Source organism: Sphingomonas sp. LR55, assembly GCF_036856015.1.
In the GTDB taxonomy this organism is placed as follows: Bacteria; Pseudomonadota; Alphaproteobacteria; order Sphingomonadales; family Sphingomonadaceae; genus Sphingomonas.
The window spans coordinates 1,578,656-1,603,468 of sequence record NZ_JASPFO010000001.1; the positions used below are offsets into that span (position 1 = coordinate 1,578,656).

A 24,813-nucleotide genomic window follows, 5' to 3' on the forward strand; every position below is an offset into this window, starting at 1 on the left:
TCACCCCATAGGGTGGCGCGAGTGACGGGACTCGAACCCGCGACCTCCGGCGTGACAGGCCGGCGCTCTAACCAACTGAGCTACACCCGCATTCCCAATGACGAACCCTAGCGACCCTAGGGCCACGCGGGAAGGCTCGTCAAAACCTCAACACTATTCCGAACCATCTACCCGGTCAGGGCAAACGATGGCGCGAGTGACGGGACTCGAACCCGCGACCTCCGGCGTGACAGGCCGGCGCTCTAACCAACTGAGCTACACCCGCTGAAACAGCGTGGAGGCGGCAACTAGGCGAGGGTTCGGATACCGTCAACCCAAATTATCCGCCAGTTTCACGTTGTGCCTCGGGCGGATCGCCGCGACGGCGATTTCGCCCCACCTTGGGCTGCACCAACGTCCCGTGCTCGAACAGGAAACCGGCGATATCGGGCTTGCCTGCGGCCTTCACGATGGTCTGGATGATGATCAGCAGTGGCACCGCCAGCAACGCGCCCGACGTGCCCCACACCCAGCCCCAGAAGCTCAGCGAGATCAAAATCAGCAAGGGGCTGATCGTCAGCCGGTGTCCGACGACGAACGGCGTGATCGCGTTCGCCTCGACCAGGTGCAGCCCGTACATCAGCGCCGGCGGCAGCATCGCCATCCAGATGTCCGAGAACGTCATCAGCCCGCCCAGCGCGAGTAGGAACGCACCGATCACCGGACCGAAATACGGGATGTAATTCAGCAGCGCGACGATCCCGCCCCACATCGCCGGGTACGGCATGCCGATGAACCACAGCGCGGTCCCGGTGACGATCCCGAGCACGATGTTGATCAGCGTGATCGTCCCGAGATAGGCGGACACGTCGTCGACGATATCCTGGATCACCCGAGCGGTCGCCATCGCCCCGTCGAAGCTGGTCCGCCCGGTGATCGTCTCGCGCCGCATCCGCGTCCAGCCCGACAGGAAGAAGAACACGATCAGGACACCGAACAGGAATTGCACGATAACCGCCGGCGCCGACGTCGCCGCGAGTTCGAGGATCGATCCTGGCGCGGCAACGCCTGCGGTCGCGGGCTGCTTGATCGGCGTCGACGCGACCTGGCGCAGCGTCTTGTTCACGTATTTCTCAAGGCTCGAATACAGGTCGAGCAGCGGCGCGAGGTTGCTCTGGATCCGGTCCAGCCGCGTCGGCAGCAACCGGAAAAAATCGGTCGCGGGCACGAGGATCGCGGCGATCGCGATGTTCGCGGCGATCAGGAACACCAGGATGCAGAGGATCGCGGCGAGCGGCGACGGTACATGACGCCGCTCGAGCCATTCCAGCACCGGGACGAGCGCGACGGAGATCACGAGCGCGATGGTCAGCGGTAGGAAGAACTCGGCGCCGGATTTCAGCGCGAACGGGATGGCGAGGATCAGCCCGACCCCGGCGGTCAGCGTCAGCGCCGCCAGCAATCGGTCGCGACGCTGCGCGATCCGCATCGCATCCTCGACCCCGACCGCAATCGGCAGGCCGAACGCACTCTCGGCCGGCGGACCTTCCGCAACGGCGCCGCCCTCGCCCTGTGGCTGGTGCGGTTCCTGGCGAAGTCCCTCGCCCGTCATGGCGTCCGTCATGGCAATTCCTTTGCCACCCCCATCCCGTAATCGCGGTCGGCATTCAAGCGGCGCGCGGTGCCAGTGCGATGGAATTCCTCGAAAAGCCCGTGTTATGTCCGATCATTGTCTTGATCCCGAGACCCCCGCTCTTCGTCATCCTGACGAAAGTCAGGACCCAGAGCCAAAAATCGCTGCCCTCCGTTACCCCTGGGTTCTGACTTTCGTCAGGATGTCGGCAATTTGCCAGCGATTAGACCTACGCCGTCACACCGACCCGATCCGCGAACAACACCTGCAGATCCTTCTTCAGGATCTTCCCGTTCGCATTCCGCGGCAACGTCTCGTGCACGAAGCGCACCGCCACCGGGGTCTTGAACGCCGCGAGATGCTGGCGGACCCAGCCCTGCAACTCCGCCTCGGTCGTCACCGCGCCCGGCGCGAGGTGCACAACCGCCGCCGGCTCCTCGCCGAGGATCCGGTGCGGGATGCCGATCAGCGCCGCGTCGGTCACCGCGGGATGCGCGTAGAGGACGTTCTCGACCTCGCTCGAATAGATGTTCTCGCCGCCGCGGATGATCATGTCCTTCGCGCGGTCGACGATGTAGCAGAACCCCTCCTCGTCGAGCCGCGCCAAGTCGCCTGTCCGCACCCAGCCGTCGACGAACGTCGCGGCGGTCGCGTCGGGCTTGTTCCAATATCCCTTCACGATCATCGGCCCGCGCGCCCAGAGTTCGCCGACTTCCCCAAGGGGCATTTCGGTCACGCCGTCGTCCGCCATGATCTTCAGGTCGGCGGCGGCCACCGGAGGCCCCGCGCTGGTCGGCCGGTTGAGATAATCCTCGCTGCCGTGATGCGTGACGGTCGCCATCGTCTCGGTCATGCCCCAGCCATTGCCGGGCATCGCGCCGAACTCGGCATGGATGCGCTTCACCAGTTCGGGCGCCGCCGGCGCGCCGCCATAGGCGATCGATTCGAGCGACGAGAGATCGTATTTCTCGCGGTCGGGATGCTCCAGCAGCTGCCAGGCGATGGTCGGCACGCCGCCGGTGATGTTGACCTTCTCGCGCTCGATGATCTCCATCGCGCGGATCGTGTCCCATTTCCGCATGAAGATCATCGTGCTGCCGGTCGCGATCACCCCCATCATCCCCGCCGAGCAGGCGGTGACGTGGAACAGCGGGATCACGGTGAGTGTCACCCGCGGCGTCGGCTCCGGCGGTGCCTCGCCGCGCCGCAGGAACGAGCGCGCCGACGAATAGCCGCCCGACATGATGTTCGACATCATATTGCGGTGCGTACCGAGCGCCCCCTTGGGCGCGCCGGTGGTGCCGCTGGTGTAGAAGATCGTCGCGTCGTCGTCGGGCGTGATCGTCGCCTCGGGGAGGCCTACATCGGGTAGCGCAGCCCAGTCGTGCGGGGTGCCGATCACGTCCTCCAGCCGCGTTACGATCCCCGTCAGCGGTTCCGCGGCGCGCGCGACGAACACGTGCTCCAGCGCCGGCAGCGTCGCGTAGGCCGCCTCCAGCCGGTGATGACGCTCGTCGTCGGTGATGAGCACGCGCGCGCCCGAGTCGGCTAAGCCGTATTCCATCTCCGCGCCGGTCCACCACGCGTTGAGCGGCACCATGATCGCGCCGATGCTGGCGCCTGCAAAGAAAGCGACCGGCCATTCGGGCAGGTTGCGCATCGCCAGCGCGACGCGGTCGCCGGGACCGATTCCCATCTCGCGCAACCGGTGCGCCAGCACCCCGATCGCCCGAAAGTTCGCCTCGTAGGTGACGCGCTCGTCCTCATAGGCCGTGAAGACCCGGTCGCCATGCGCGCGCGCCGCCTCGGCCAGCCAGCGCAACGACGGTGGCGCGTTCTTCCAGATGCGCGTCTCGATCCCGTCGATCGTCAGCATCTCCATCTCGAACTTCGCGCCGGGCGCGGTCAGCATTCGCTCGGCATCGGCGAGCGACATCGCCGGCCAGGAGGGATCGAGTGCGATGATCGGTTCGCTTGCCAAGACCGGTTGACTCCAGAGTTGAATTTCGGGTTTGGCTTATCGCCTGTTCGAAGACAGGTTATAGTTGATTCCTGCTGCACTCAAGGCAATAGAGGCACCAAGTTCGAACTAGGGGTATGGAGCGAGTTATGACACGGACGGTCGAATCGTGAAAATCGCTGAACCTGCCGCGCATGGCTTCGACGCGTGCCGGTTGGCGGCGATCGATACGCTGCTGCAGACGCGCTACATCGATTCGGGCAAGCTGCCGAACGCGCAACTGTTGATCGCGCGCGACGGCGAGATCGTCCATTTCTCGAACGCGGGCGCGGCGCGTGAGGGCGGCAAGAGCGTCGACGAAGGATCGCTGTTCCGGATCGCGTCGATGACCAAGCCGATCACCTCGGTCGCGTTCATGATGCTGGTCGAACAGGGCCTCGTCGCGGTCGATACGCCGGTCCACCACGTGCTGCCCGAGTTCAAGGATATCGGCGTCTATAATGGCGGCGGTGGCGGCGTGCCCTTCGTGACCAGGCCGACCGCCGAGCCGATGCGGATGGTCGACCTGCTCCGGCATACCTCGGGGCTGACGTATAGCTTCCAGAACCGCTCGAACGTCGATGCCGCGTACCGGGACGGCAAGATCGAGCGCTGGCATGGCGGGTATGACCTCGACGGCTTCATCGGCGCACTGGCGAAGATCCCGCTCGAATTCTCGCCCGGCACCGCGTGGAATTATTCGGTCGCGACCGACGTGCTCGGCGCGGTCGTGCAGCGCGTGTCGGGCCTGCCGCTCGACCAGTTCTTCAACGAGCGCATCTTCGCGCCGCTGAAGATGGACGACACCTTCTTCCAGGTCCCCGCCGACAAGCTCGACCGCCTGACCGACTGCTACACGCTCGTCGCGGGTAAAGGCCGCGTGATGTACGATCGCGGCGCCGAGAGCGCGTGGAGCCGGCAGCCCAAGCTCGTGTCCGGCGGCGGCGGGCTCGTCTCGACCGCGCTCGATTACCACCGGTTCAACACCATGCTGCTGAACGGCGGCGAACTCGACGGCGCGCGCATCCTCGGGCGGAAGACGCTCGACCTGATGACGCAGAACCACCTGCCCGGAAAATCGGATCTCGCAGCGATGTCGAAGTCGCTGTTCAGCGAGGCGTCGAACGCCGGCACCGGCTTCGGGCTGGGGTTCGCGATCACCGACGACATCGCCAAGACGATGGTGCCGGGGTCGAAGGGCGAATTCTACTGGGGCGGGATGTTCTCGACCGCGTTCTTCGTCGACCCGGTCGAGCGCGTCTCGATGGTCTTCATGACGCAGCTTTCGCCGAGCAGTGTTTATCCCATCCGTCGCGAACTGAAGACGATGATCTACGCCGCGATGACCTGATCCCTTTAACGGCCGTCATCCCGGCGGACGCCGGGACCCAGGGCCGCACGTACAATCATTTTGGCTCTGGGTCCCGGTTCGCCGGGATGACGGGGCCGGCACCAGGAGAAGTTTGCAATGACCAGCCCGATCCGCACCGAACGCCATGACGACGTGCTCGTCATCATCTCGAACAATCCCCCCGTCAACGCACTCGGCGCCGCGGTCCGGCAGGGTCTTGAAGCGGCGATCAAGGAAGGCGTGAAGGACGACAGCATCACCGCGATGGTGATCCGCTGCGATGGCCGCACCTTCTTCGCCGGCGCCGACATCACCGAGTTCGGCAAGGAGATGGTCGAGCCCGGCCTGCCCACCGTCGTCGACATGATCGAGGCGTCGTCGAAGCCCGTCGTCGCGGCGATTCACGGCACGGCGCTCGGCGGCGGTTGCGAGGTCACGCTCGGCTGCCATTACCGCGTCGCCGTCCCCTCGGCGAAGATCGGCACGCCCGAAGTGAAGCTCGGCCTGCTCCCCGGCGCGGGTGGCACACAGCGTATTCCGCGCATCGCCGGCGTGAAGCTCGCGCTGGAGATGACCGCTAAGGGCGATCCAATCTCGGCCAAGAAGGCGCTCGACGCCGGCCTGATCGTCAAGATCGTCGGCGAGGATCTCGCTTGAGACCGATGCCGTCGCCTTCGCGCGAGAGATCGCGACCAAGCGCCCCCTGCCCCGCGCGTCCGAGAAGACCGCACAGGCCGATCCCGATGCCGTGGCTGCGTTCAAGAAGGAGAATGCGCGGCGTTTCCGTAACTTCGACGCGCCGGCCGCGAACATCGCCTGCGTCGAGAAGGCTGCGGACGGCTCCAGCTTCGAGGAAGGTATCACGTTCGAGCGGCAGGAGTTCATGAAGCTGATGATGGGGGTGCAGTCGGCCGCACAACGCCACATCTTCTTCGCCGAGCGCCAGGCGGCCAAGATCGACGACGTCCCCGCGGACACCAAGCTGCGCGAGATCAAGCGCGTCGGCGTGATCGGCGCGGGCACGATGGGCGGCGGCATTTCGATGAACTTCCTGTCCGCGGGCATCCCCGTGACGATCGTCGAGATGCAGCAGGACGCGCTCGACCGCGGTACCGGTGTCGTGCGCAAGAATTACGAGGCGACCGCCGCCAAGGGCCGGATCAAGCCCGAGCAGGTCGAACAGGCGATGGGCGCGCTGAAGCCGACGCTCGACTTCGCCGATCTCGCCGAGTGCGACCTGATCATCGAGGCGGTGTACGAGACGATGGAGGTGAAGAAGGAAATCTTCACCAAGCTCGACGCGATCGCCAAGCCGGGCGCGATCCTGGCGTCGAACACGTCGTATCTCGACATCGATGCGATCGCGGCGTGCACGAAGCGGCCCGAGGACGTGGTCGGGATGCACTTCTTCTCGCCGGCCAACGTGATGAAATTGCTGGAGGTCGTGCGCGGCGACAAGACCGCGGACGACGTGCTGGCGACCGTCATGGCGCTAGCCAAGAAGATCAAGAAGGTCGCGGTGGTGGCCGGCGTCACCTACGGGTTCATCGGTAACCGCATGCTGATGCCGCGTCAGGTCGAGGCGACCAAGCTGCTGCTGGAAGGCGCGAGCCCGGAGCAGATCGACAAGGTCCATGTCGCGTTCGGGATGCCGATGGGGCCGTTCCAGATGAGCGACCTGGCCGGCGTCGACATCGGCTGGCACCGCGATCCGAGCCGGATCGAGAACATCCGCGATGCGCTGGCGGCGGAGAACCGCTGGGGGCAGAAGACCAAGGCGGGCTTCTACGATTACGACGAGAAGCGGACGCCGTCGAACTCTGCGCGGGTCACCGAGATCATCGACGATTTCCGCAAGAAGTCGGGCGTGACGCCGCGCGAGATCAGCGACGAGGAGATCGTCGTGCGGACGCTCTACACGATGGTCAACGAGGGTGCGCTGATCCTCGAAGAGGGCAAGGCGCAGCGCGCGTCGGACGTCGATGTGGTCTGGATCTACGGCTATGGCTGGCCGGTGTATCGCGGCGGACCGATGTTCTGGGCGCAGTCCGAGGGGTTGCCGAAGGTCGTCGCGGGACTCGAGAAATACGGGTTCCCGGTGGCTAAGTCGTTGAAGGACGCCGCGGCATCGGGTGGTCGACTGAAGTGATCGGTCGCGGTCGTTTCTTGCCGGTAGTCGATCGCTGATGGAGCGGTCTGCGCTTCAGACGACGGCCGCGATCCGTGCGGGCGAGACGACCGCGCTCGCCGAGTGCGATGCGGCGATCGCGCGGATCGAGGCGCGCGACGGTGCGATCAACGCCGTCGTCGTGCGCGATTTCGTGCGGGCGCGGGAGGCGGCGCGGGCGCTCGATGCGGAGGGTCCGGACGACCGGCCGCTGTTCGGCGTCCCGATGACGGTCAAGGAATCGTTCGACGTCGCCGGGCTGCCGACCAGTTGGGGCGTCGGGGTCCACCGCGACAATATCGTCGACCGCGATGCCGTGGCTGTGACCCGGCTGAAGGCGGCGGGCGCGGTGATCCTCGGCAAGACCAACGTGCCGGTGCGGATGAGCGACTGGCAGGCGGACAACCCGATCTACGGTCGCACCAACCATCCGCTCGACCCGAGGCTGACGCCCGGCGGATCGTCGGGTGGTGCCGCGGCCGCGCTCGCGTCGGGGATGGTACCACTCGAACTTGGCTCCGATATCGGCGGCTTGATCCGCGTGCCGGCCGCGTTCTGCGGCGTTTGGGGGCACAAGCCGACTTATGGCGCCTTGTCCGATCTCGGCCACCGCGTGCCCGGCACCGATGGGGCGAGCGCGGCTCTCGGCGTGATCGGACCGCTCGCGCGCAATCCCGAGGATCTGGCCGTTGCGCTTGATACCCTCGCCGATCTGCGGTTGCCTTCTGCGACCGTCGATCTTGCCCGGCCGCGCATCCTGCTGCTGACCGCGCATCCCGCGGCGCGCGTGGATGCGTCGATCGTATCGGCTATCGAGCATGTCGGCGAGGCGCTGGGCCGCTCCGGCGCTACTGTTTCGGGTGCCATGCCGCCGATCGACCTCGCCGTGCAGCATGCCGACTATATGCGGATGCTCGGCATCGCGATGACGCGCGGCGGCCCGGCACGCGACGGCAAGGTCGCGACGCTGTCGCACTGGTTCGACCTGCTCGATCTCGCAGGCGCGGTTGCAACGCGCCTGGGGTGCGCTGTTCGAGCAGTTCGACGCGGTGATCGCACCGGCCAGCGGCGTGAACGCCTTCGCGCATATCGCCGAGCGCAACGTCGCGCGACGCACGCTGTCGATCGACGGCGAGGACACCCCGTTCGGCGTCCAGTTCGCCTGGGCCGGGCTCGCCACCTTCCCCAATCTGCCCGCGACCAGCGTGCCCGTCGGGATCGACCCGCGCGGCCTGCCGATCGGCGTGCAGGTCATCACCAACCGTTACCGCGACCACGACGCGATCGCCATCGCCGCGCTGTGCAATCGACTAAGCAGGAGCTGATCCGATGTCCGACCTCGATACTTTCCGGTCCGAAACCCGCGCGTGGCTCGCGGAGAATTGCCCACCCGAGATGCGCAAACCCGTGCGGTCTGAAGACGATGTCTGCTGGGGCGGGCGTCAGTTCAAGCCGTCGAGTCCTGCGCAGAAGGAGTGGCTCGACAAGATGGCCGCCAAGGGCTGGACCGTGCCCGACTGGCCCAAGTCGTATGGCGGCGGTGGATTGTTGCCTGCGGAGACGAAGATTCTGCGCGAAGAGATGGCGGCAATTAAGGCGCGCAATCCGCTCAATTCGTTCGGGATCTCGATGCTCGGGCCGGCACTGCTCAAATACGGCACCGAGGAGCAGAAGCTCGATCATTTGACCAAGATCGCACGCGGCGAGATCCGCTGGTGCCAGGGGTATTCGGAGCCAAATGCGGGGTCGGACCTTGCCGGGCTTGCCACCTCGGCGGAGGACAAGGGCGACCATTATCTCGTCAACGGACAGAAGGTTTGGACGTCCTACGCCGACAAGGCCGACTGGATCTTCTGCCTCGTCCGCACCGACAAGACCTCGAAGCAGGGCGGGATCAGCTTCGTGCTGTTCGACATGGCCTCGCCTGGCGTATCGACCAAGCCGATCCTGCTGATCAGCGGCAATTCGCCGTTCTGCGAGACGTTCTTCGACAATGTCGAGGTGCCCAAGTTCAACCGCGTCTACGAAGAGAACAAGGGGTGGGACGTCGCGAAGTACCTGCTCGGGCATGAGCGCGAGATGATTTCGGGGATGGGGCTGGCGTCGAGCGGCGGCAATCCGCTGATCGACGGGGCGATCGCGACCGTCGGGCTTGGGCATGACGGGCGGCTGGCGGATCCGCTGCTGCGCGCGTCGATCGCGCTGTTCGAGGTGCGGGCGAAGGCGTTCGGGGCGATGTCCGAGCGGTTCATCGACGAGTTGAAGGCGGGCAAAGCGCATCCGGCTCAGCCAAGCATGATGAAATATTATGGTACCGAGCTGAACAAGGGTCGGTACGAACTGATGATGGCGGCGGGCGGATCGGATGCGCTCGAATGGGACAGCGATCGGTCGCGCGGCGGTGCGATCCCGCGGTCGTGGCTGCGGACCAAGGCGAACTCGATCGAGGGCGGGACGAGCGAGATCCAGCTCAACATCATCGCCAAGCGCATCCTGGAATTGCCTGCCTAATGCACCCCTGACCACGCACGTCACCCCAGCGAAAGCTGGGGTCTCCCCGAAACGAACCGCCCCCTGCCGCACGATACCCCAGCTTCCGCTGGGGTGACGGAAGCCTTCGGGGCGACGGAGTACCCGAAATGCCACTGTATCTAGACGACGACCAGACCGTCCTTCAGGACACGATCCGCGACTTCGTCGCAGAGCACGCGCCCGTGAGCCACATGCGGGCCTTGCGCGATGCCGACGACGCGACCGGCTTCTCGCGCCACCTTTGGAAGCAGTTCGCGGAGATGGGCTTTACCGGAATCCTGATCGGCGAGGACCAGGGCGGGCTCGGGCTCGGGCATGTCGAGGCGGGCGTGGTGCTGGAGGAAATCGGGCGCAACCTGTCCCCCTCCCCGTTCCTCTCCACTGCGGTCGCGGCGGTCGAGGCGCTCAAGGGCACAGCGCAGGCCGAACGCTGGTTCCCCGGCATCATCGCCGGCGAGACTGTCGCCGCACTGGCGATCGACGAGGGCGCCAAGCACCGCGACATTGTCGCGATGAAGGCCGAACGCTCGGGCAACGGATTCAAGCTGACCGGCGCCAAGCGGTTCGTCACGCACGGCCACACCGCCGACCTGATCATCGTCGCGGCCCGCACCGCGGGAGCGGACAACGACGCGGACGGCATCACGCTGTTCGCCGTGCCGAAGGATGCCGCAGGGCTGACAGCAAACGCCGAACGCCTCGCCGATGCTAGCCTCGCCGCACGGCTAGAGTTCGAGGGCGTCGAGGTCGATGCGGATGCGGTGATCGGGGAGGTCGATGCCGGTCGCAAGCCGCTCGATCGCCTCCTGCGCGCAGGGCGAACCGGCGCATCCGCCGAACTGCTCGGCGTCGGCGGCGGAGCGATGGACATGACGATCGGCTACATGAAGGAGCGCAAGCAGTTCGGGACGCTGATCGGCAGTTTCCAGGCGCTCCAGCACCGCGCCGCGCATGTGTATTCGGAGATGGAGGTCGCGCGCGCTGCCGTGCTCAAGGCGCAGCAGTTGCTCGATGCAAACAGTGAACGAGCAGACGAAGCTGTGTCGGTGGCAAAAGCGATGACTGCGCTGGCGACTACGCTCAGCGTCCAAGAGGGCATCCAGATGCACGGCGGCATCGGCATGACCGACGAGTACGACATCGGCTTCTACATGAAGCGTGCGCGGGTGCTGGCGGAGCTGTTCGGGGATGCGAACTTCCACGCGGACCGGCTGGCGGTAGCCGCCGGGTATTGACCGTAGGTTGTACCCCCGCGAAGGCGGGGGCCCAGACTGGGCACCCGCCTTCGCGGGTGAACAAGGAGGTCAGATGCCTGCCGATACTGCCGAAGTAACACCCGAAGCACTCGCCCAGGGTCTCGTCGACCTGCTTGAGATCGAGGAGGTCGACACCGATCTTTATGTCGGCAAGCGCCAGCCCGGTGGGGTCGGGCGCGTGTTTGGCGGACAGGTGATCGCGCAGGCTCTGCAGGCTGCGCAACGCTCGACCGACAGCCCCAAGGCCGCGCACTCGCTGCACGCGTATTTCATGCGGCCGGGGAACGAGGACTATCCGATCGTCTACCGCGTCGTCCGCGATTTCGAGGGTCGCAGCTTCGCCACCCGTCGCGTGATCGCGATGCAGAAGGGGCAGCCGATTCTTAACATGGCGGCGTCGTTCCAGATGCCCGAGGAAGGCCTGCACCATCAGGACGCGATGCCCGACGTGCCGGCGCCTGAAACGCTCCGCTCCGACCGCGACCTGCGGCTCGAGAATATCGACGGCATCCCCGAGAAATTCCGCGCGCACATGCTGCGCTGGCGGCCTATCGAGGTGCGGCCGGTCAACCCGCGCAGCTGGATCGATCCCGCGCCGCAGGCGCCAAACTACGCCAATTGGTTCCGCCTGATCGCGCCGATCGGCGACGACCCGGCGATGCACCGCGCGATCCTCGCCTATGCGTCGGACATGGCGCTGCTCGGCACGGCCCTCTTGCCGCACGGCAAGAACTGGATCACGCCGGGGCTGCAGACCGCGAGCCTCGACCATTCGCTCTGGCTGCACGAGGATTTCCGCGCCGACGACTGGCTGCTTTACGCCTGCGACAGCCCCTGGTCGGGCCACGCCCGCGGCTTCAACCGTGGCAAGATCTTCGCACGGGACGGCCGCCTCGTGGCGAGCGTCGCGCAGGAAGGGCTGATCCGGATGCGCCAGTAACCCTGTGCGTCATTGGCGTTACTTGCGCACCCAGACCTTCTCGCCGCCGATCCACGTCTCCTGCACGACGGTGGCGCGCAGGTCGGTCGGCGAGGCCATCGTCGGATCGCGGTCGACGATGATGAAGTCCGCCCGCTGGCCCGGTGCGAGCGCACCGAACTTGGTCTCCGCAAACCCGGCATAGGCCGCCGCACCCGTCATCGCCCACCACGCCTGCTCGCGCGTCACCAGCTCCTGCGGTTGCCATCCGCCTTGTGGCTGACCATCGGCATCCTGCCGCGTGAACGCCGCCGCCCAGGTCGCGAATGGATCGGGCTTCTCGACCGGGAAGTCGGTCCCGAACGCGAGCTTGGCGCCGTTGGTCAGCATCGACTTCCATGCATAGGCGCCCGCTAGCCGGTTCGGCCCGAGTCGCGCCTCGGCCATCGTCCTGTCGCTGGTCGCGTGCGTCGGTTGCATCGAGGCGATCGTGCCGAACTTGCCGAACCGAGGCAGGTCGGTCGGATCGACCACCTGCGCATGCTCGATCCGCCAGCGACGGTCGCCGGTATAGGTCTCGCTCTCGACCTGGATCGCGTCGAGCACCATCTGGTTGGCCTTGTCGCCGATCGCGTGCACCGCGACCTGATAGCCGTCCATCGCCGCGCGGCTCATCTGGTTCTGGAGCTGGTCGTCAGTGAGGAAACCGAGCCCCGACTGGCCGGGCGCGTCCGAATACGGCTTCAGCAACCACGCGCCACGCGAGCCGAGCGCACCATCGGCGTACAGCTTCACGCCACCCATCCGCAGGCGATCATTGTACAGCCACGGCGTCGGCCCCTTACCGCCGATCCGGCTCGCGGTCTCGACGCCCATCGCATAGCTCATGATGCGGACGCGCAGCCCGCCGATATCCGCCATCCGCCGATAGGTCAGCCAGTCGTCGAGCGTCGTGCCCATGTCGGCGACCGCGGTGACGCCGTAGCGCAGCAGGATGCTCTGCGCGGTGAGGAAGGCGGCGTCGCGCTCCTTGGGCAGCGGCTGCGGCACGACCTTCTCGATCAACGCCTGTGCGCCGTCGACGAACACGCCCGCGGGCGCGCCGCCGGTGTTATCGATCCGCCCGCCCGCAGGCGAGACGGTCAAGCCGGTGACGCCCGCCTCGCGCATCGCTTCACGGTTCGCCCAGCTCGCATGGCCATCAGCCCGCGACAGCCAGATCGGGTGCCCGCCGGAAACGGACTCGAGATCCGCCGCGGTCGGGAAGCGACCCAGCCCCCACGCCTCCTGGTTCCAGCCGCGCCCGATCACCCATTTGCGGTCGGGATTGCCCGCGATGTACGCCGCGATCCTCGATTTCGCCTCGTCGAGCGACTTGGTCATCGACAGGTCGAGCGACAGCGCGCCGAAGCCCATCTCGATCACATGGCCGTGCGCATCGATGAAGCCCGGCAGCACGGTCTTGCCACCCATGTCGATCCGCCAGTCGTAAAGCGGCTTGCCGGCGTTCTTCTTCAATTCCTTACGACTGAGCTTGGGCGCTTCCTCGCCGGGTGGCACGAGCCGCGTGACCTTGCCATCCTTGTCGATCAGGATCGCCTTGAAGTGGATCACGCGACCGCCGTCGGCGACGGTGATGCCGTTGACGTTGTCGACGATCCCGTCGGCAAGCGCGGGCGTGGACAGCAGCGCGATCGCAGCCGCGGAGATTAGAAAACGCATCACTTCGATACTCTCCACATTTGCACGCCGGGATGTTGACCCACGCCACATGATTTATCAGCCGTTATGAACAGGTTGCTCACCACGAGATACGGCGCGATCGCTGTGCCCCTCGTTCCGGTGCCGATAAATGCCGGTATTGCCATAGCCTTCGCGCATAAGCGGTGTTTCCCGCGCGCCAGATGGTCTAGCGGGTCGGACATGGCTACCCACGCTGCCGTAGCGGCACCCACCCTCCCCGTCTCGATCGACGACGTCCGGCTCGCACACGACCGGATCCGCGCCTCGATCGTCCGCACGCCGACGCTGATCAGCAAGACGCTGAGCCAGATGACCGGGGCGACGGTGTATCTGAAGTTCGAGAACCTCCAGTTCACCGCGGCGTACAAGGAGCGTGGCGCGCTCAACACGCTGTTGCAGCTGTCGGCCGAGGCGCGCGCGAAGGGCGTCATCGCGGCGTCCGCCGGCAATCACGCACAGGGCCTCGCCTATCACGCCAACCGGCTCGGCATCCCGACGACGATCGTGATGCCGACCAACACGCCGACCGTGAAGGTCATGCAGACCGAAGGCCACGGCGCCAACGTCGTGCTGCACGGCGAGACGTTCGACGCGGCCTACGCGCACGCGCGCATCCTGGAGGGCGAGTGCGGCTTCACCTTCGTCCACCCGTTCGACGACCCCCGCGTCATCGCCGGCCAGGGGACCGTCGCGGTCGAGATGCTCGAGGACGTGCCGCAGATCGATACGCTGGTCATCCCGATCGGCGGCGGCGGGCTGATCTCCGGCATGTCGACGGTCGCGCGTGCTGCGAGCCAGCAGGCCGGCGGTCATCCGATCGAGATCGTCGGCGTGCAGGCCGAGCTGTTTCCATCGATGTACAACCGCATCAACGGCACCGACATGCCGTGCGCGGGCGACACGCTGGCCGAGGGCATCGCGGTCAAGGAGCCCGGTGCGATCACGTCGAAGATCGTCGCCGAACTGGTCGATGATATCGTATTGGTCAGTGAGCGGAGCCTCGAGGAATCGGTCAGCCTGCTGCTCCAGATCGAGAAGACGGTGGTCGAGGGCGCGGGGGCCGCCGGGCTCGCCGCGCTGCTGTCGCACCCCGAGCGGTTCGCGGGAAGGACCGTCGGCATCGTCTTATGCGGCGGCAATATCGATACGCGGCTGCTCGCCAACGTGCTGCTGCGCGATCTGGCGCGGTCGGGGCGGCTCGCACGGCTGCGTATCCGGTTGCAGGACAAGCCGGGTGCGCTGTTCCACGTCGCGCGGATCTTCGATCAGGAACGCGTCAACATCATCGAGATCTATCACCAGCGCGTCTTCACGACGCTGCCGGCAAAGGGTCTCATCACCGACATCGAATGCGAGCTCCGCGACCGCGCGCATCTCGATCGGCTGGTCGGCGCATTGCGCGCTGGCGGGTACGAGACCTCGACCGTGGAGCTCGCATAAATAGCACGGTGCTGCGGGGATTTAGCGCATTAACCCATTATCGTGGTAAACGCGCTTTTCAGTATTGCATGACGCGACCATATGCTGTGGAACGCGACCTTTCGCGCTTCCCTGAAGGACATCCGGTTCGGTGACTGCGCCTTTTCGTTTCCCGCGCTTCTTCGTCACCAGCCCGTCGCCGTGCCCGTATCTGCCGGGTCGGCAGGAGCGGAAAGTGTTCACCGAGCTAACCGGGCCGCATGCGAGTGAGCTAAACGATGCGCTCGGCCGGATCGGGTTTCGTCGCAGCCAGGGCGTCGCGTATCGACCGTCATGCGCCGGGTGTACCGCGTGCGTGTCGGTCCGCGTGGTAACGAACGAATTCATGCCCAACGCGACGCAGCGTAAGTTGCTCAGGCGCAACGGCGATGTCGAAGTGACCGCGTGCAAGGCGTGGGCGACCGACGAGCAGTTCCAGTTGCTTCGCCGCTATCTCGGGACGCGCCATCCGGGCGGCGGCATGGCCGGAATGGACGAGGACGATTACGCCGACATGATCGAGCATTCGCCGGTCAATTCGGTGATCGTCGAGTACCGCGAGCCCTCGGTCGACGGCGCGCGCGGGCGGCTGATCGGCGCCTGCCTGACCGATCGCCAGGCGGACGGGCTGTCGATGGTCTACAGCTTCTTTGCGGCGGACGAGGACAGCCGGCCGGGGTTCGGCAATTTCATCATCATGGACCATCTGATCCGCGCGCGAGGCCGGGTTGCCGTACGTGTACCTGGGCTATTGGGTGAAGGGCTCGCCGCGGATGGAATACAAGACGCGGTATCGGCCGCTCGAGGTGCTGGGCCCGGCGGGATGGCGACGGCTCGAGGATGCGGATCTGGTGACGTCGCCTGCGCGGGTCGCGGCGACGGCCTGAGTTGCAGCTAGGGTAGTTGGGTGGCCCGGCGGCACTTCATGAGCCATCACCCCGGCGAAGGCCGGGGCCCAATTGGGAAACGCTGCTAACACAAGATAGCCCTTAGTTACGACCACCTTGCCAATTGGGCCCCGGCCTTCGCCGGGGTGGTCATACCGCAAAACCGGCTAAGCCTTGTTCTCCCGCGAAGGCGGGAGCCCAGTCTGGGTCCCCGCCTTCGCGGGGAAACAGTCTTAGTCTTCCCGCTGCACCACAACGTCGACGTCGAGTTCCTCACCCCCTCGCCCAACCGCGATCCAGCGACCGGCGCCGCCCCAGCGGCATCGAGCGCCATCGCGACCCGCACGTAATGCTCCTCGGGCGACATCCCCGTGCACGGATCGAACCCGACCCAGCCGAGCCCGTCGACATACGCCTCAGCCCAGCCATGCGGGGTCGGGAAATGCACCACCTCATGGTCGTTGTGATGATAGCCCGACACGTACCGCGCAGGTGCACCCAAGGACCGCGCCGCGACCGCGAAGATCTGCGCCATGTCGCGCGGCGTAGCGCTATCCTTTCGGAATGCAGCACCCGCGGTGAGCCCGGGCTCGGGGCGTCCGGCATCGAAGACGAACTGCCCATGCAGCGCCCGGTTAAGCCGGTGCAGCGCCCCGACGCGATCGCGTGCACCGACCACCGCATCCGCCGCGAACTCGGCGATCGCAGGGTCGAAAGCCGTCGCCTCGGTCGCGCGCAGGAACAGCGCGGGCGGCAACGTCTCGTGGACATCGTGCAGCACGCCGTCGGAGTGACTCGTCAGCACCTCACCCTTAACGGTGATCTCGATCCCGTCGACCGGCCCCTCGGCGTACAGCATCGTCACCGCGTTGCCGAAGCCGTCACGCCCCGGCCGCAACCGCGCGTCACAATCGACGTCGATCCGCCACGATGCCACGGTCTGGTCGTGCGTATTCTCAGGCGTAAGCCGGAGCATCTGGACCAGCCGGCCCTGTGGCTGGGTGAAGCGGTAGATCGTATGATGATCGATCGACAGCCGCATCAATGGAACTTGAACTGGCGGCCGATCGCGCCGTGGAGCAGCGCATTCTCGGCGATGAAGGCCTGCAGATACTGGTGCAGACCCGAAGCGATCACTTCCCCGACCGCGTCTTGGCCATGCGTGATGCGCGCATCCGTGCCATCCTGTCCGCCTCCCCGTGATTACCCGTGCGTTTCGCCAGCAGATTGAGCACGTCGACCGTCTCCTCGACCGACGCCGCGAGACTGCGCGGCAGTTCCACGCGGGCGATCAGCAAGTCGATGACGTCCGCCGGCCGCAGTCCGTCGCTATAGAGCCAGCGATACGCGGTCACGGCCGACACCGTCTGGAGAATCGTCGTCCACTGGTCGCGATCGATCGCGCCGCCGATCTTCTGCCCCTCGGGCAGCAGGATATGGTATTTGACGTCGAGCAGACGCGCGGTGTTGTCGGCGCGCTCGACCGCTTGCCCGAGCCGGATGAACCATGTCGTCTGATTGCGCAGCATCCGGTGGATCGCGCCTTCGAACCCGCGCGTTTCGGTCTTCACCGCCTCCACTAGGTTCATCTGGTCGGTGGTGCTGCGCGGGATCGTCCGGTTTTCGAACAACAGCCACGCCCGATTGATCGCGGTCCAGGCTTCGCGGGTCAGCGCGGTACGGACCGCCTTGGCGTTGTTGCGCGCCATGTCGACGCAGCGGACGATCGAGCCGGGGTGGCTCGAGTCCAGCGTGAGGAAGCGGACGACCTCGGTCTGGCTGAGGTTGCCGCCGAGCGTCGCGAACGGCTCCTCGGTTTCGGTAACGGCGAGCGCGGAGGCCCAGGCCGCCTCGCCCGCAGGCTGCGAGGAGAGAACGTCGAGACGAACGGTGGCCTCGACCAGCCGGGCGATGAAGTCGGCACGCTCGAAATAGCGGCCGAGCCAGTAGAGCGACGATGCGGTACGCGAGAGCATCAGCTATTCGCTCCCGGCGACGGCAGGGTCGTGCCGAGCGTCTGCGACATGCCGCCCATCGTTTGCGTCATCCCGCCCGCTCCCATCCGCTGCGACTGATCCTTCATCAGGACGAAACTGTCCTTGGTCCCGCCGCCCTGGCTAGAATTGACGACCAGCGAACCTTCCTTGAGCGCGACCCGGGTGAGGCCGCCGGGGACGACCTGCACGCCCTTCGACCCGCTCAACACGAACGGGCGGAAATCGACGTGGCGTGGGGACAGGCCGCCATCGGCCATCGTCGGGACGGTCGACAGCGCCAGCGTCGGCTGCGCGATGTAGCGGTGCGGTTCGGCAATGAGCGCCGCGCGGAAATCCTCGATCTCCTGTTTCGACGAGGTCGGCCCGACCAGCATGCCATAGCCACCAGAGCCGTCTACCAGCTTGACGACGACGTCCTCCAGGTTGTCCAGCACGTATTGCAACGCCTGCGGTTCGCGGCACCGCCAGGTTTCGACGTTGCGCAACTTGCACTCGCCGCCCGAGTAGAACTTCACGATGTCGGGCATGTAGCTGTAGATCGCCTTGTCGTCGGCGATGCCGTTGCCCGGCGCGTTCATGATCGCGACGTTGCCGGCCGCGTAGGCTGCGATGAGGCCCGGCACGCCAAGCGCGGAGTCCGGGCGGAACACGAGCGGATCGAGATAATCGTCGTCGATCCGGCGATAGATCACGTCGACCTTCACCCGCCCGGCGATCGTCCGCATCCAGACGATGTCGTCGTCGACCACCAGATCGGCCGCCTCGACGAGTTCGATGCCCATCGAATCGGCGAGGAAGCTATGTTCGTAATAGGCCGAGTTGTAATGGCCTGGCGTCAGCAGCACGCAGGTCGGGTTGGAGCCCGTGCCGTGCGGCGCCACCGACTTCATCGTCTCAAGCAACAGGTCGGGATAGCTGTCGACCGCCGCGACGCGGAACTCGCGGAACAGCTCGGGACAGAGGCGCAGCATCGCCTCGCGGTTTTCCAGCATGTAGCTGACGCCGGACGGCGTGCGCGCATTGTCCTCGAGCACGAAGAAGTCGTCGGGGCCGGTGCGGACCAGATCAATCCCGCAGATATGCGCCCAGACGCCGTGCGGCGGCCGGATGCCGGCGATCTCGGGCCGGAACTGCGCATTCCCCAACACCAGATCCTCGGGGAGGATGCCCTCTTTCAGGATGCGACGTTCGCCATAGATGTCGTTGAGGAATGCGTTGATCGCATCGACGCGCTGGACGAGGCCTTCCGACAAGCGGGTCCACTCGTCGTGCAGGAAAACGCGGGGGACGATATCGAACGGAATGATCCGCTCGGCCGCTTCGTTCTCGCCGTAGACCGCGAAGGTGATGCCGAGCTGCCGGAAGGTGGTCTCGGCGGCTTCCTGCCGACGACGGAGCTCGGCGTCAGGCGTCTCCTCGATCCAATGCCCGAGAGCCGCAAGTTCGGGACGAGCGGTCGTATCGCCCGGCGTCCCCATGATTTCGTCGAACGCCTGTTTCCCCATCGGAACGGTCAATTCCCCATCAAGCGTTACGGTTCCATGCTGCAACGCTTCGCTGCGCTGCACAAGGGTGGAATACGCTCTGCCGCCGCTCGCGCCCGTCATCCTGACGAAAGTCAGGTTCCAGGGTCGTCGAGCGTATTCCCTGGTACTCTGGATCCTGACTTTCGTCAGGATGACGGAATCTAGAGGGCGTCCGTAAGACTTAGGCGCCCAGCCCTTCCAGCAAGCCCGTCGTGAGGACCTGCGGCAGGACGGTCGGTTCGGCGGCACCCGGCGCATAATACAGATACAGCGGCACCCCGGCGCGGTTGTGGGCCTGGATGAAACGGCCCATTACCGGGTCGCCGTCGGTCCAGTCGCCGATCAACGCCGCGACCTTGTGCTGGGCGAACGCGTCACGCACGCCGGCCGTATCGATCGCAGCCTTCTCGTTGACCTTGCACGTCAGGCACCAGTCGGCGGTGAAATACACGAACACCGGGCGCTTTTCGGCCCGCAGCGATGCGAGCCGGGCCTCGGTGAACGGCTCGTCCCCTGCTGTGGCGACCTTCGCCGCCGCCGGTGGCGCGCGCGATCAGAACCGCGCTGCCGACGAACACCACCGCCAGCGCGACCTGTGCCGCCACGCCGAACGCCTTGCCCTTGCGCTGGCGGGTGCCACCGACCCAGAGCACCGCGCCGACCGCCAGCACCGCGACCAAGGCCAGCGTCAGCGTATCGACGCCAGTCTGTCGCCCGAGCACCCAGCCGAGCGCGATCGCGGTCAGGAACATCGGCACCGACAGGATATGGCGGAACGTTTCCATCCACACACCTGGCTTGGGCAGCCACCGCCGCCACGACGGAATGAACCCGATCGCGAGGAACGGGAGCGAAAGCCCGATTCCGAGCCCGCCGAACACGGCGAGCGCCGCCGGCCACGGCAGCACCAGCGCCGCGCCGAGCGCCGCACCCATGAACGGCCCGGTACACGGCGTCGCGATGAACGCCGCTAGCGCACCGGTCGCGAACGCCCCGCTCGCGCCGCTCTCGCCGGCAAAGCGCGGCGTCGGGACCTCAAACAGGCCGGCGAGGTTGAACGCGATCGCAGCACTCAGCAACAGCAGGACAACGATCGCCGCCGGATGCTGCAACTGGAATGCCCAGCCGACCGCCGAGCCTCCTGCGCGGAGTGCCAGGATTGCAGCACCGAGCCCGAGGCAGACCAGCACGACGCCCGCGGTGTAGGCCAAGGCCTCGCCGCGCGCCTCCTTCTCGCTAGCACCGCCGCGCGCGAGGCTGAGCGCCTTGAGGCTGAGGATCGGGAACACGCACGGCATGATATTGAGGATCAGGCCGCCGAGCACTGCGCCCGCGAACGCGATCAGTGCGGTCAGCCAGATGCTCTTGCCGCTCGCGCTAATTGGGCCGCTGCCGGCCCCATCGCCGACCACGCCCGGCGTCGCCTTGACGCCGAGCCCCTGCCCTTCGCCGATCCGCAGCACGCCCTCGATCGGGCCGCCAACCTTGGCGTTCGCCGCGACCTTGGTGCTGATCGTCAGCCGGTCGCCATCGCGCGTCACCGTCTGCGCCGCGCCGTTCTCGATCGCGCCAGTGGTGACGGGGAAGAAATACGCCTTGTCGACCTTCGCGCCTGCGGGGAACGGGATGGCGATCCGCATGGTGCCGTTGTTTGCGGCATAGGTCGCGCCGGCGTCGAGCGGCTTCGGAATCGCCTGCCGCCAGCCAGCGAACGCGGCCGCCTGCGACGGCGCGCCATCACCGATCGTGAGGTCGAGCGAGAGCGCCTTTTCCTCGGGCACGCAGATCGTCGCGGAGCAGACGAGGTAGCTCGTCTTCAGCCGGATCAGGAATTTCGTCCCCGCCGCCAGCCCCGCCGGGACCTGGATCGTTACGAGCGGCGCATAGGGCGCCTCGTAGACATAGTTCATCAAGCCCGCGATCAGCAGCGTCGTCGGTACCGGCCATTCGGGCTCACCCGCCTTCGCGCCAGCGGGCAGCGTCCAGTCGAACGTCGCCGGAAAGCCCGCATCGCCCGGGTTGCGCCAATAGCCGTGCCAGCCAGCTTCGGGCGTCGTTGCCAGCGCGATCGTCAGCGGTGCGCCGGCCTTGGGGTGATCGCTCTCGGCAACCAGCTTCATCATCAGATGCTGGCTCGAGCCGTTCAGCGATTCCGCAAACGTTGGCGCACTCGCCAGCCCGCAGACGGCCAGCAAGACCGTCATCAGGACGCAACGTAATCCGCGCATGGCCATCCTTGTTTCGTTCATCGCGCAAAGCCATAGCGGTGACCTTGTCGTATTGCACTTCAAAGCGACGACCGCGCTTTATGGTCGTCGCTGGCTAAAGGACTGTTCGTGAAAGCACTTATCGCCGCGCTCCTGCTGACCTCGGCCGCATCGGTCTCCGCGCAGATGGCGCCTCCTGCGCCCGCCCCTGCCCCTGCGGCGACGCCGACCACCCCGCCGAAACTGATCGTCGCGATCTCGGTCGACCAGTTCGCTGCCGACCTGTTTCAGCAATATCGCAATCACTATACCGGTGGATTCACGCGACTGCTGAACGGCGCTGTGTTCCCAAGCGGCTACCAGAGCCATGCCGCGACCGAGACGTGCCCCGGCCATTCGACAATCCTGACCGGCATGCGGCCCGCGCATACCGGGATCATCGCCAACAACTGGGTCGACCAGCGCGCCGGACGGCCCGACAAGATCGTCTATTGCTCGGAGGACGAGCGCGTCACGGGCAGCACGCACGACAGCTACACCGTGTCCGACATGCACCTGAAGGTGCCGACGCTCGGCGAGATGATGAAGGCGCGCGATCCGCGCACCCGCTCCGTGTCGGTCGCGGGCAAGGATCGCGCGGCGGTGATGATGGGCGGCCACAAGGTCGACGAGCTCTGGTGGTGGGACGGCAAGACCTATGTCTCCTATGCCGGCCGCGCGGTGCCGCCGGCGGTGCAGCGTACGCGCGACGCGGTCGCCGCGCTGATCGCCAAGCCGCAGGCGGCGCTGCCGTTGCCGGGCTATTGCGCGGGCGTGAACCATCCGATCGTGATCGCGGGCAAGACCTACGGCCAGGGACGCTTCGAGCGCGAGGCGGGCGATGCCAAGGGCTTCCGCGTGTCGCCCGCGTCCGACGCCGCGGTGTTCGCGATGGCGGCAGCGCTGGTCCAGGACATGAAGCTCGGCAAGGGGCCGCAGACCGACATCATCGATATCGGCGCGTCGGCGACCGATTATATCGGCCATACCTACGGGACGCAGGGCTCGGAGATGTGCATCCAGATGGCGCAGCTCGATAAGACGCTGGGCGATTTCTTCAACGTGATGGACGAAACCGGGGTCGATTACGAAGTCGTGCTTACCGCGGATCACGGCGCGCACGACGCGACCGAGCGCCAGCAGCAGCGCGCGATGCCGATGGAGGCGCATATGGACGAAAACGTGCTGGCCAAGCAGGTCGGCACCGCGATCGCCAAGGACATAGGCCTGCCGGGGAGCGTGCTGCTCGGTACCGAGGGCGACGTCTATATCGACGACTCGCTGCCGGAAAAAACGCGGACGAAGGTGCTAGCCGAGGCGCTCCGCCGCTACCGCGCGCTGCCCCAGGTCGCGGGGGCGTTCTCCGCAGCCGAGATCATGGCAACGCCAATGGCGAAGTCACCGCCCGAGACCTGGACCCTGATCGAGCGCGCCCGTGCCTCCTTTTATCCAGAGCGGTCGGGGCAGATGGTGGTGCTGCTCAAGCCGCGCGTGACGACGATCGTGTCGCCGGCGGGTGGCTATGTCGAGACGCACGGCTCGCCGTGGGATTACGACCGCCGCGTGCCGATCCTGTTCTGGCGCAAGGAGATGACCGGGTTCGAGCAGCCGCTGTCGGTGGAGACGGTGGATATCGTGCCGACCTTGGCGGCGACGATCGGGTTGCCGGTGAACGGACTGGACGGGCGGTGCCTCGATCTCGATCCAAGCGCTGCGAGCACCTGCCCAAGCTGAGGCACATGACGCTCGCCTAGTATGTTCTCCCGCAAAGGCGGGAGTCCAGCCTGGGCTCCCGCCTTCGCGGGACAGCATATTTTTCTGGGTTGGCGCGGTGCTGCCGCTTCGTCGGTTGCGACATCAGCAGCCTGCACTGCCCCCCGCCCCTTAACCCGTCATCCCAGCGAAAGCTGGGATATCCCCGTGTGGCACGCGTCCCGTCCCAACTGGGATACCCCAGCTTACGCTGGGGTGACGGTTCCGGTGGGAGCTACGGCTTAGCGGCGTTCTTCGCTGTCAGCGCGTCTCGAACGGCTTCAACCCGGTCCCGAGCCGGTTCGCGCCGATCGCCAGCCGGTCATGACTGAAGTCGACGATGAACGCCGGCGTGTGCGTATCCCCCGGCGTCAGTCGCGCGTCGTTGTCCTCCACCCGCAGACCGGTCGAGGGGTAAGTCTTCGCCTCCGCGGCGACGACGATCAGTGCCGAGCCATTCTCCTTCTGCTTGCCCTGCACGAAGGTATTGCGCGCGATCAGGCCGGTGGCGCCGTCGGGCAGGTCGATCATGTAGTTGGTCTTGCGCCCGCCGGTGTCGTCGAAGCTGTTGTCGGTGATCGTCACATTGGGCGCGCGCACCTTGACGTAATGACCACCGGTGCCCCGCTCGAACCGCGAGTTGGTGACGGTCACGCGGCCCTGGTTGGCGAGATAGATTCCGTGCGCGCAGTTCGGGGCTTCGTCGCACTGTCCGAGCCCGGCAAACGTCGAGTGATCGATCGTGATCTTCTGTCCGGTCGGCTGCCCTCCGAGGATACCCTCCTGGCTGTCGAGGAACATCGCGTTGGTGACGGTCAGGTCGCCCATCTCGGTCCGGATGCCGGCACCGTTGCCGTCCGATACGCGATAGCCACGGAAGACGAGGCCATCGACCACCGAGCCCTGCCCGCGCAGCACCAAGGCCGCCTTGTCCTCGCAGGCCACTCTCTCGAAGATCGCGGTGCCGGGTTGAACCGCCTTGAAGGTGATGTGGCCGCCCGCCTGGACCGCGCATTGCCGGTACGTGCCGGGCGCGATCAGAATCGTCGCGGTACCCATGCGGATCGACGAGACCGCCTCCTGCAGGGTCGCGAACCCCTGACCGTTGACCGTGAACGGCGCAGCGCCTTGCGCGAACGCGGGAACAGCGAACAGCGCGAGCGCCAGCAACGATCGTTTCATCGAAAATCCTCCTCCGCCAGCGTCTGCGGCGCACGGCGTTCAATCGCACGGAACGCAGACGTTCGGCGAGCCGATCCGAGCGCGCTATCATGCCCTGTCCCGAAATGACGCAGCGCGGAGATCGGTCAGCGCTGGGCGTATCGTCGCGTCCGCATATTGCCGCGCCCGGTTTCACCGAATACTATC

15 protein-coding genes, 2 tRNA genes and 4 pseudogenes are annotated in these 24,813 nt (G+C 66.2%); 10 read left to right on the plus strand and 11 right to left on the minus strand.

The genetic code is table 11. The annotated features are described in order from the left end of the window. Positions 1–13 precede the first annotated feature (13 nt). The 4 genes from QP181_RS07350 to QP181_RS07365 form a co-directional block, all read right to left on the minus strand. Positions 14–90 (minus strand) — tRNA-Asp (locus QP181_RS07350). A 98-nt stretch (positions 91–188) separates the two neighbouring features. Next, positions 189–265: transfer RNA gene (locus tag QP181_RS07355), tRNA-Asp, on the minus strand. Positions 266–319: 54 nt separating this feature from the next. Continuing rightward, positions 320–1,468: an AI-2E family transporter gene (locus QP181_RS07360; RefSeq protein WP_333929580.1), complete on the minus strand. Its 1,149-nt coding sequence runs from the start codon at positions 1,466–1,468 to the stop codon at positions 320–322. Positions 1,469–1,841: 373 nt separating this feature from the next. Further along, positions 1,842–3,548 carry a class I adenylate-forming enzyme family protein gene (locus QP181_RS07365; protein ID WP_333929581.1) on the minus strand — a complete coding sequence of 569 codons (1,707 nt, stop codon included), beginning with the start codon at positions 3,546–3,548 and terminating at the stop codon, positions 1,842–1,844. Between the two features lie 193 nt (positions 3,549–3,741). Here QP181_RS07365 and QP181_RS07370 point away from each other — a divergent pair, with 193 nt between their 5' ends. The 7 genes and pseudogenes from QP181_RS07370 to QP181_RS07400 all read left to right on the plus strand — a co-directional run bounded on the left by QP181_RS07370 (position 3,742) and on the right by QP181_RS07400 (position 11,857). After that, a complete protein-coding gene (locus QP181_RS07370) occupies positions 3,742–4,962 on the plus strand; it encodes a serine hydrolase domain-containing protein (RefSeq protein ID WP_333928134.1) in 1,221 nt (406 codons plus the stop codon). Positions 4,963–5,079: 117 nt separating this feature from the next. Further along, a pseudogene (locus tag QP181_RS07375) lies at positions 5,080–7,111 on the plus strand (3-hydroxyacyl-CoA dehydrogenase NAD-binding domain-containing protein). Positions 7,112–7,148: 37 nt separating this feature from the next. Continuing rightward, positions 7,149–7,781 (plus strand): annotated as a pseudogene (locus tag QP181_RS07380) (amidase family protein); the annotation flags it as partial. Positions 7,782–8,136: 355 nt separating this feature from the next. After that, complete coding sequence (locus QP181_RS07385; protein ID WP_333928135.1) at positions 8,137–8,454, plus strand: amidase family protein; 318 nt, start codon at positions 8,137–8,139, stop codon at positions 8,452–8,454. A 4-nt stretch (positions 8,455–8,458) separates the two neighbouring features. After that, a complete protein-coding gene (locus QP181_RS07390) occupies positions 8,459–9,640 on the plus strand; it encodes an acyl-CoA dehydrogenase family protein (protein ID WP_333928136.1) in 1,182 nt (393 codons plus the stop codon). Between the two features lie 128 nt (positions 9,641–9,768). Next, the gene (locus QP181_RS07395; protein ID WP_333928137.1) at positions 9,769–10,896 is read left to right on the plus strand and encodes an acyl-CoA dehydrogenase family protein; all 1,128 of its coding nucleotides are present in this window, start codon (positions 9,769–9,771) and stop codon (positions 10,894–10,896) included. A 73-nt stretch (positions 10,897–10,969) separates the two neighbouring features. Further along, complete coding sequence (locus tag QP181_RS07400; protein ID WP_333928138.1) at positions 10,970–11,857, plus strand: acyl-CoA thioesterase; 888 nt, start codon at positions 10,970–10,972, stop codon at positions 11,855–11,857. A gap of 18 nt (positions 11,858–11,875) precedes the next feature. Here QP181_RS07400 and QP181_RS07405 read toward each other — a convergent pair whose 3' ends face one another. After that, positions 11,876–13,558, minus strand: a complete 1,683-nt coding sequence (locus tag QP181_RS07405; protein ID WP_333928139.1) for an amidohydrolase — start codon at positions 13,556–13,558, stop codon at positions 11,876–11,878. Positions 13,559–13,759: 201 nt separating this feature from the next. On the opposite strand from QP181_RS07405, the gene QP181_RS07410 reads away from it, so the two are divergent. After that, complete coding sequence (locus QP181_RS07410; protein WP_132739984.1) at positions 13,760–15,019, plus strand: threonine ammonia-lyase; 1,260 nt, start codon at positions 13,760–13,762, stop codon at positions 15,017–15,019. 130 nt (positions 15,020–15,149) lie between these two features. Beyond that, positions 15,150–15,924 (plus strand): annotated as a pseudogene (locus QP181_RS07415) (arginyltransferase). A gap of 106 nt (positions 15,925–16,030) precedes the next feature. On the opposite strand, the gene QP181_RS07420 reads toward QP181_RS07415, so the two are convergent. The 5 genes and pseudogenes from QP181_RS07420 to QP181_RS07440 form a co-directional block, all read right to left on the minus strand. Beyond that, positions 16,031–16,966, minus strand: a complete 936-nt coding sequence (locus QP181_RS07420) for a transglutaminase family protein (RefSeq protein ID WP_333928140.1) — start codon at positions 16,964–16,966, stop codon at positions 16,031–16,033. Beyond that, positions 16,966–17,900: pseudogene (locus QP181_RS07425) on the minus strand (alpha-E domain-containing protein). The gene QP181_RS07420 and the pseudogene QP181_RS07425 overlap by 1 nt, the downstream one beginning before the upstream one ends. Next, on the minus strand, positions 17,900–19,426 hold the full coding sequence (locus QP181_RS07430) for a circularly permuted type 2 ATP-grasp protein (protein ID WP_333929582.1): 1,527 nt from the start codon (positions 19,424–19,426) through the stop codon (positions 17,900–17,902). Before QP181_RS07430 ends, QP181_RS07425 begins: the two are co-directional and overlap by 1 nt. A 202-nt stretch (positions 19,427–19,628) precedes the next feature. Continuing rightward, on the minus strand, positions 19,629–19,904 hold the full coding sequence (locus QP181_RS07435; RefSeq protein WP_333928141.1) for a thioredoxin family protein: 276 nt from the start codon (positions 19,902–19,904) through the stop codon (positions 19,629–19,631). Then, positions 19,822–21,651, minus strand: a complete 1,830-nt coding sequence (locus QP181_RS07440) for a protein-disulfide reductase DsbD domain-containing protein (RefSeq protein ID WP_333928142.1) — start codon at positions 21,649–21,651, stop codon at positions 19,822–19,824. The genes QP181_RS07435 and QP181_RS07440 overlap by 83 nt, the downstream gene beginning before the upstream one ends. A 189-nt stretch (positions 21,652–21,840) precedes the next feature. Here QP181_RS07440 and QP181_RS07445 point away from each other — a divergent pair, with 189 nt between their 5' ends. After that, positions 21,841–23,427 (plus strand): alkaline phosphatase family protein, encoded by a 1,587-nt coding sequence (locus QP181_RS07445; RefSeq protein WP_333929583.1) that lies wholly within the window; start codon positions 21,841–21,843, stop codon positions 23,425–23,427. Positions 23,428–23,706: 279 nt separating this feature from the next. Here QP181_RS07445 and QP181_RS07450 read toward each other — a convergent pair whose 3' ends face one another. Beyond that, complete coding sequence (locus QP181_RS07450) at positions 23,707–24,627, minus strand: right-handed parallel beta-helix repeat-containing protein (RefSeq protein ID WP_333928143.1); 921 nt, start codon at positions 24,625–24,627, stop codon at positions 23,707–23,709. Between the last annotated feature and the right edge of the window lie 186 nt (positions 24,628–24,813).

Bases quoted from the DNA above. Each gene is read 5' to 3' on its own strand.
- QP181_RS07405 (WP_333928139.1), bottom strand. From the start codon at position 13,558: ATGCGTTTTCTAATCTCCGCGGCTGCGATCGCGCTGCTGTCCACGCCC.
- QP181_RS07390 (WP_333928136.1), top strand. From the start codon at position 8,459: ATGTCCGACCTCGATACTTTCCGGTCCGAAACCCGCGCGTGGCTCGCG.
- QP181_RS07430 (WP_333929582.1), bottom strand. From the start codon at position 19,426: ATGGGGAAACAGGCGTTCGACGAAATCATGGGGACGCCGGGCGATACG.
- QP181_RS07420 (WP_333928140.1), bottom strand. From the start codon at position 16,966: ATGCGGCTGTCGATCGATCATCATACGATCTACCGCTTCACCCAGCCA.
- QP181_RS07360 (WP_333929580.1), bottom strand. From the start codon at position 1,468: ATGCGGATCGCGCAGCGTCGCGACCGATTGCTGGCGGCGCTGACGCTG.
- QP181_RS07445 (WP_333929583.1), top strand. From the start codon at position 21,841: ATGGCGCCTCCTGCGCCCGCCCCTGCCCCTGCGGCGACGCCGACCACC.
- QP181_RS07400 (WP_333928138.1), top strand. From the start codon at position 10,970: ATGCCTGCCGATACTGCCGAAGTAACACCCGAAGCACTCGCCCAGGGT.
- QP181_RS07395 (WP_333928137.1), top strand. From the start codon at position 9,769: ATGCCACTGTATCTAGACGACGACCAGACCGTCCTTCAGGACACGATC.
- QP181_RS07365 (WP_333929581.1), bottom strand. From the start codon at position 3,548: ATGTCGCTCGCCGATGCCGAGCGAATGCTGACCGCGCCCGGCGCGAAG.
- QP181_RS07410 (WP_132739984.1), top strand. From the start codon at position 13,760: ATGGCTACCCACGCTGCCGTAGCGGCACCCACCCTCCCCGTCTCGATC.
- QP181_RS07440 (WP_333928142.1), bottom strand. From the start codon at position 21,651: ATGACGGTCTTGCTGGCCGTCTGCGGGCTGGCGAGTGCGCCAACGTTT.
- QP181_RS07450 (WP_333928143.1), bottom strand. From the start codon at position 24,627: ATGAAACGATCGTTGCTGGCGCTCGCGCTGTTCGCTGTTCCCGCGTTC.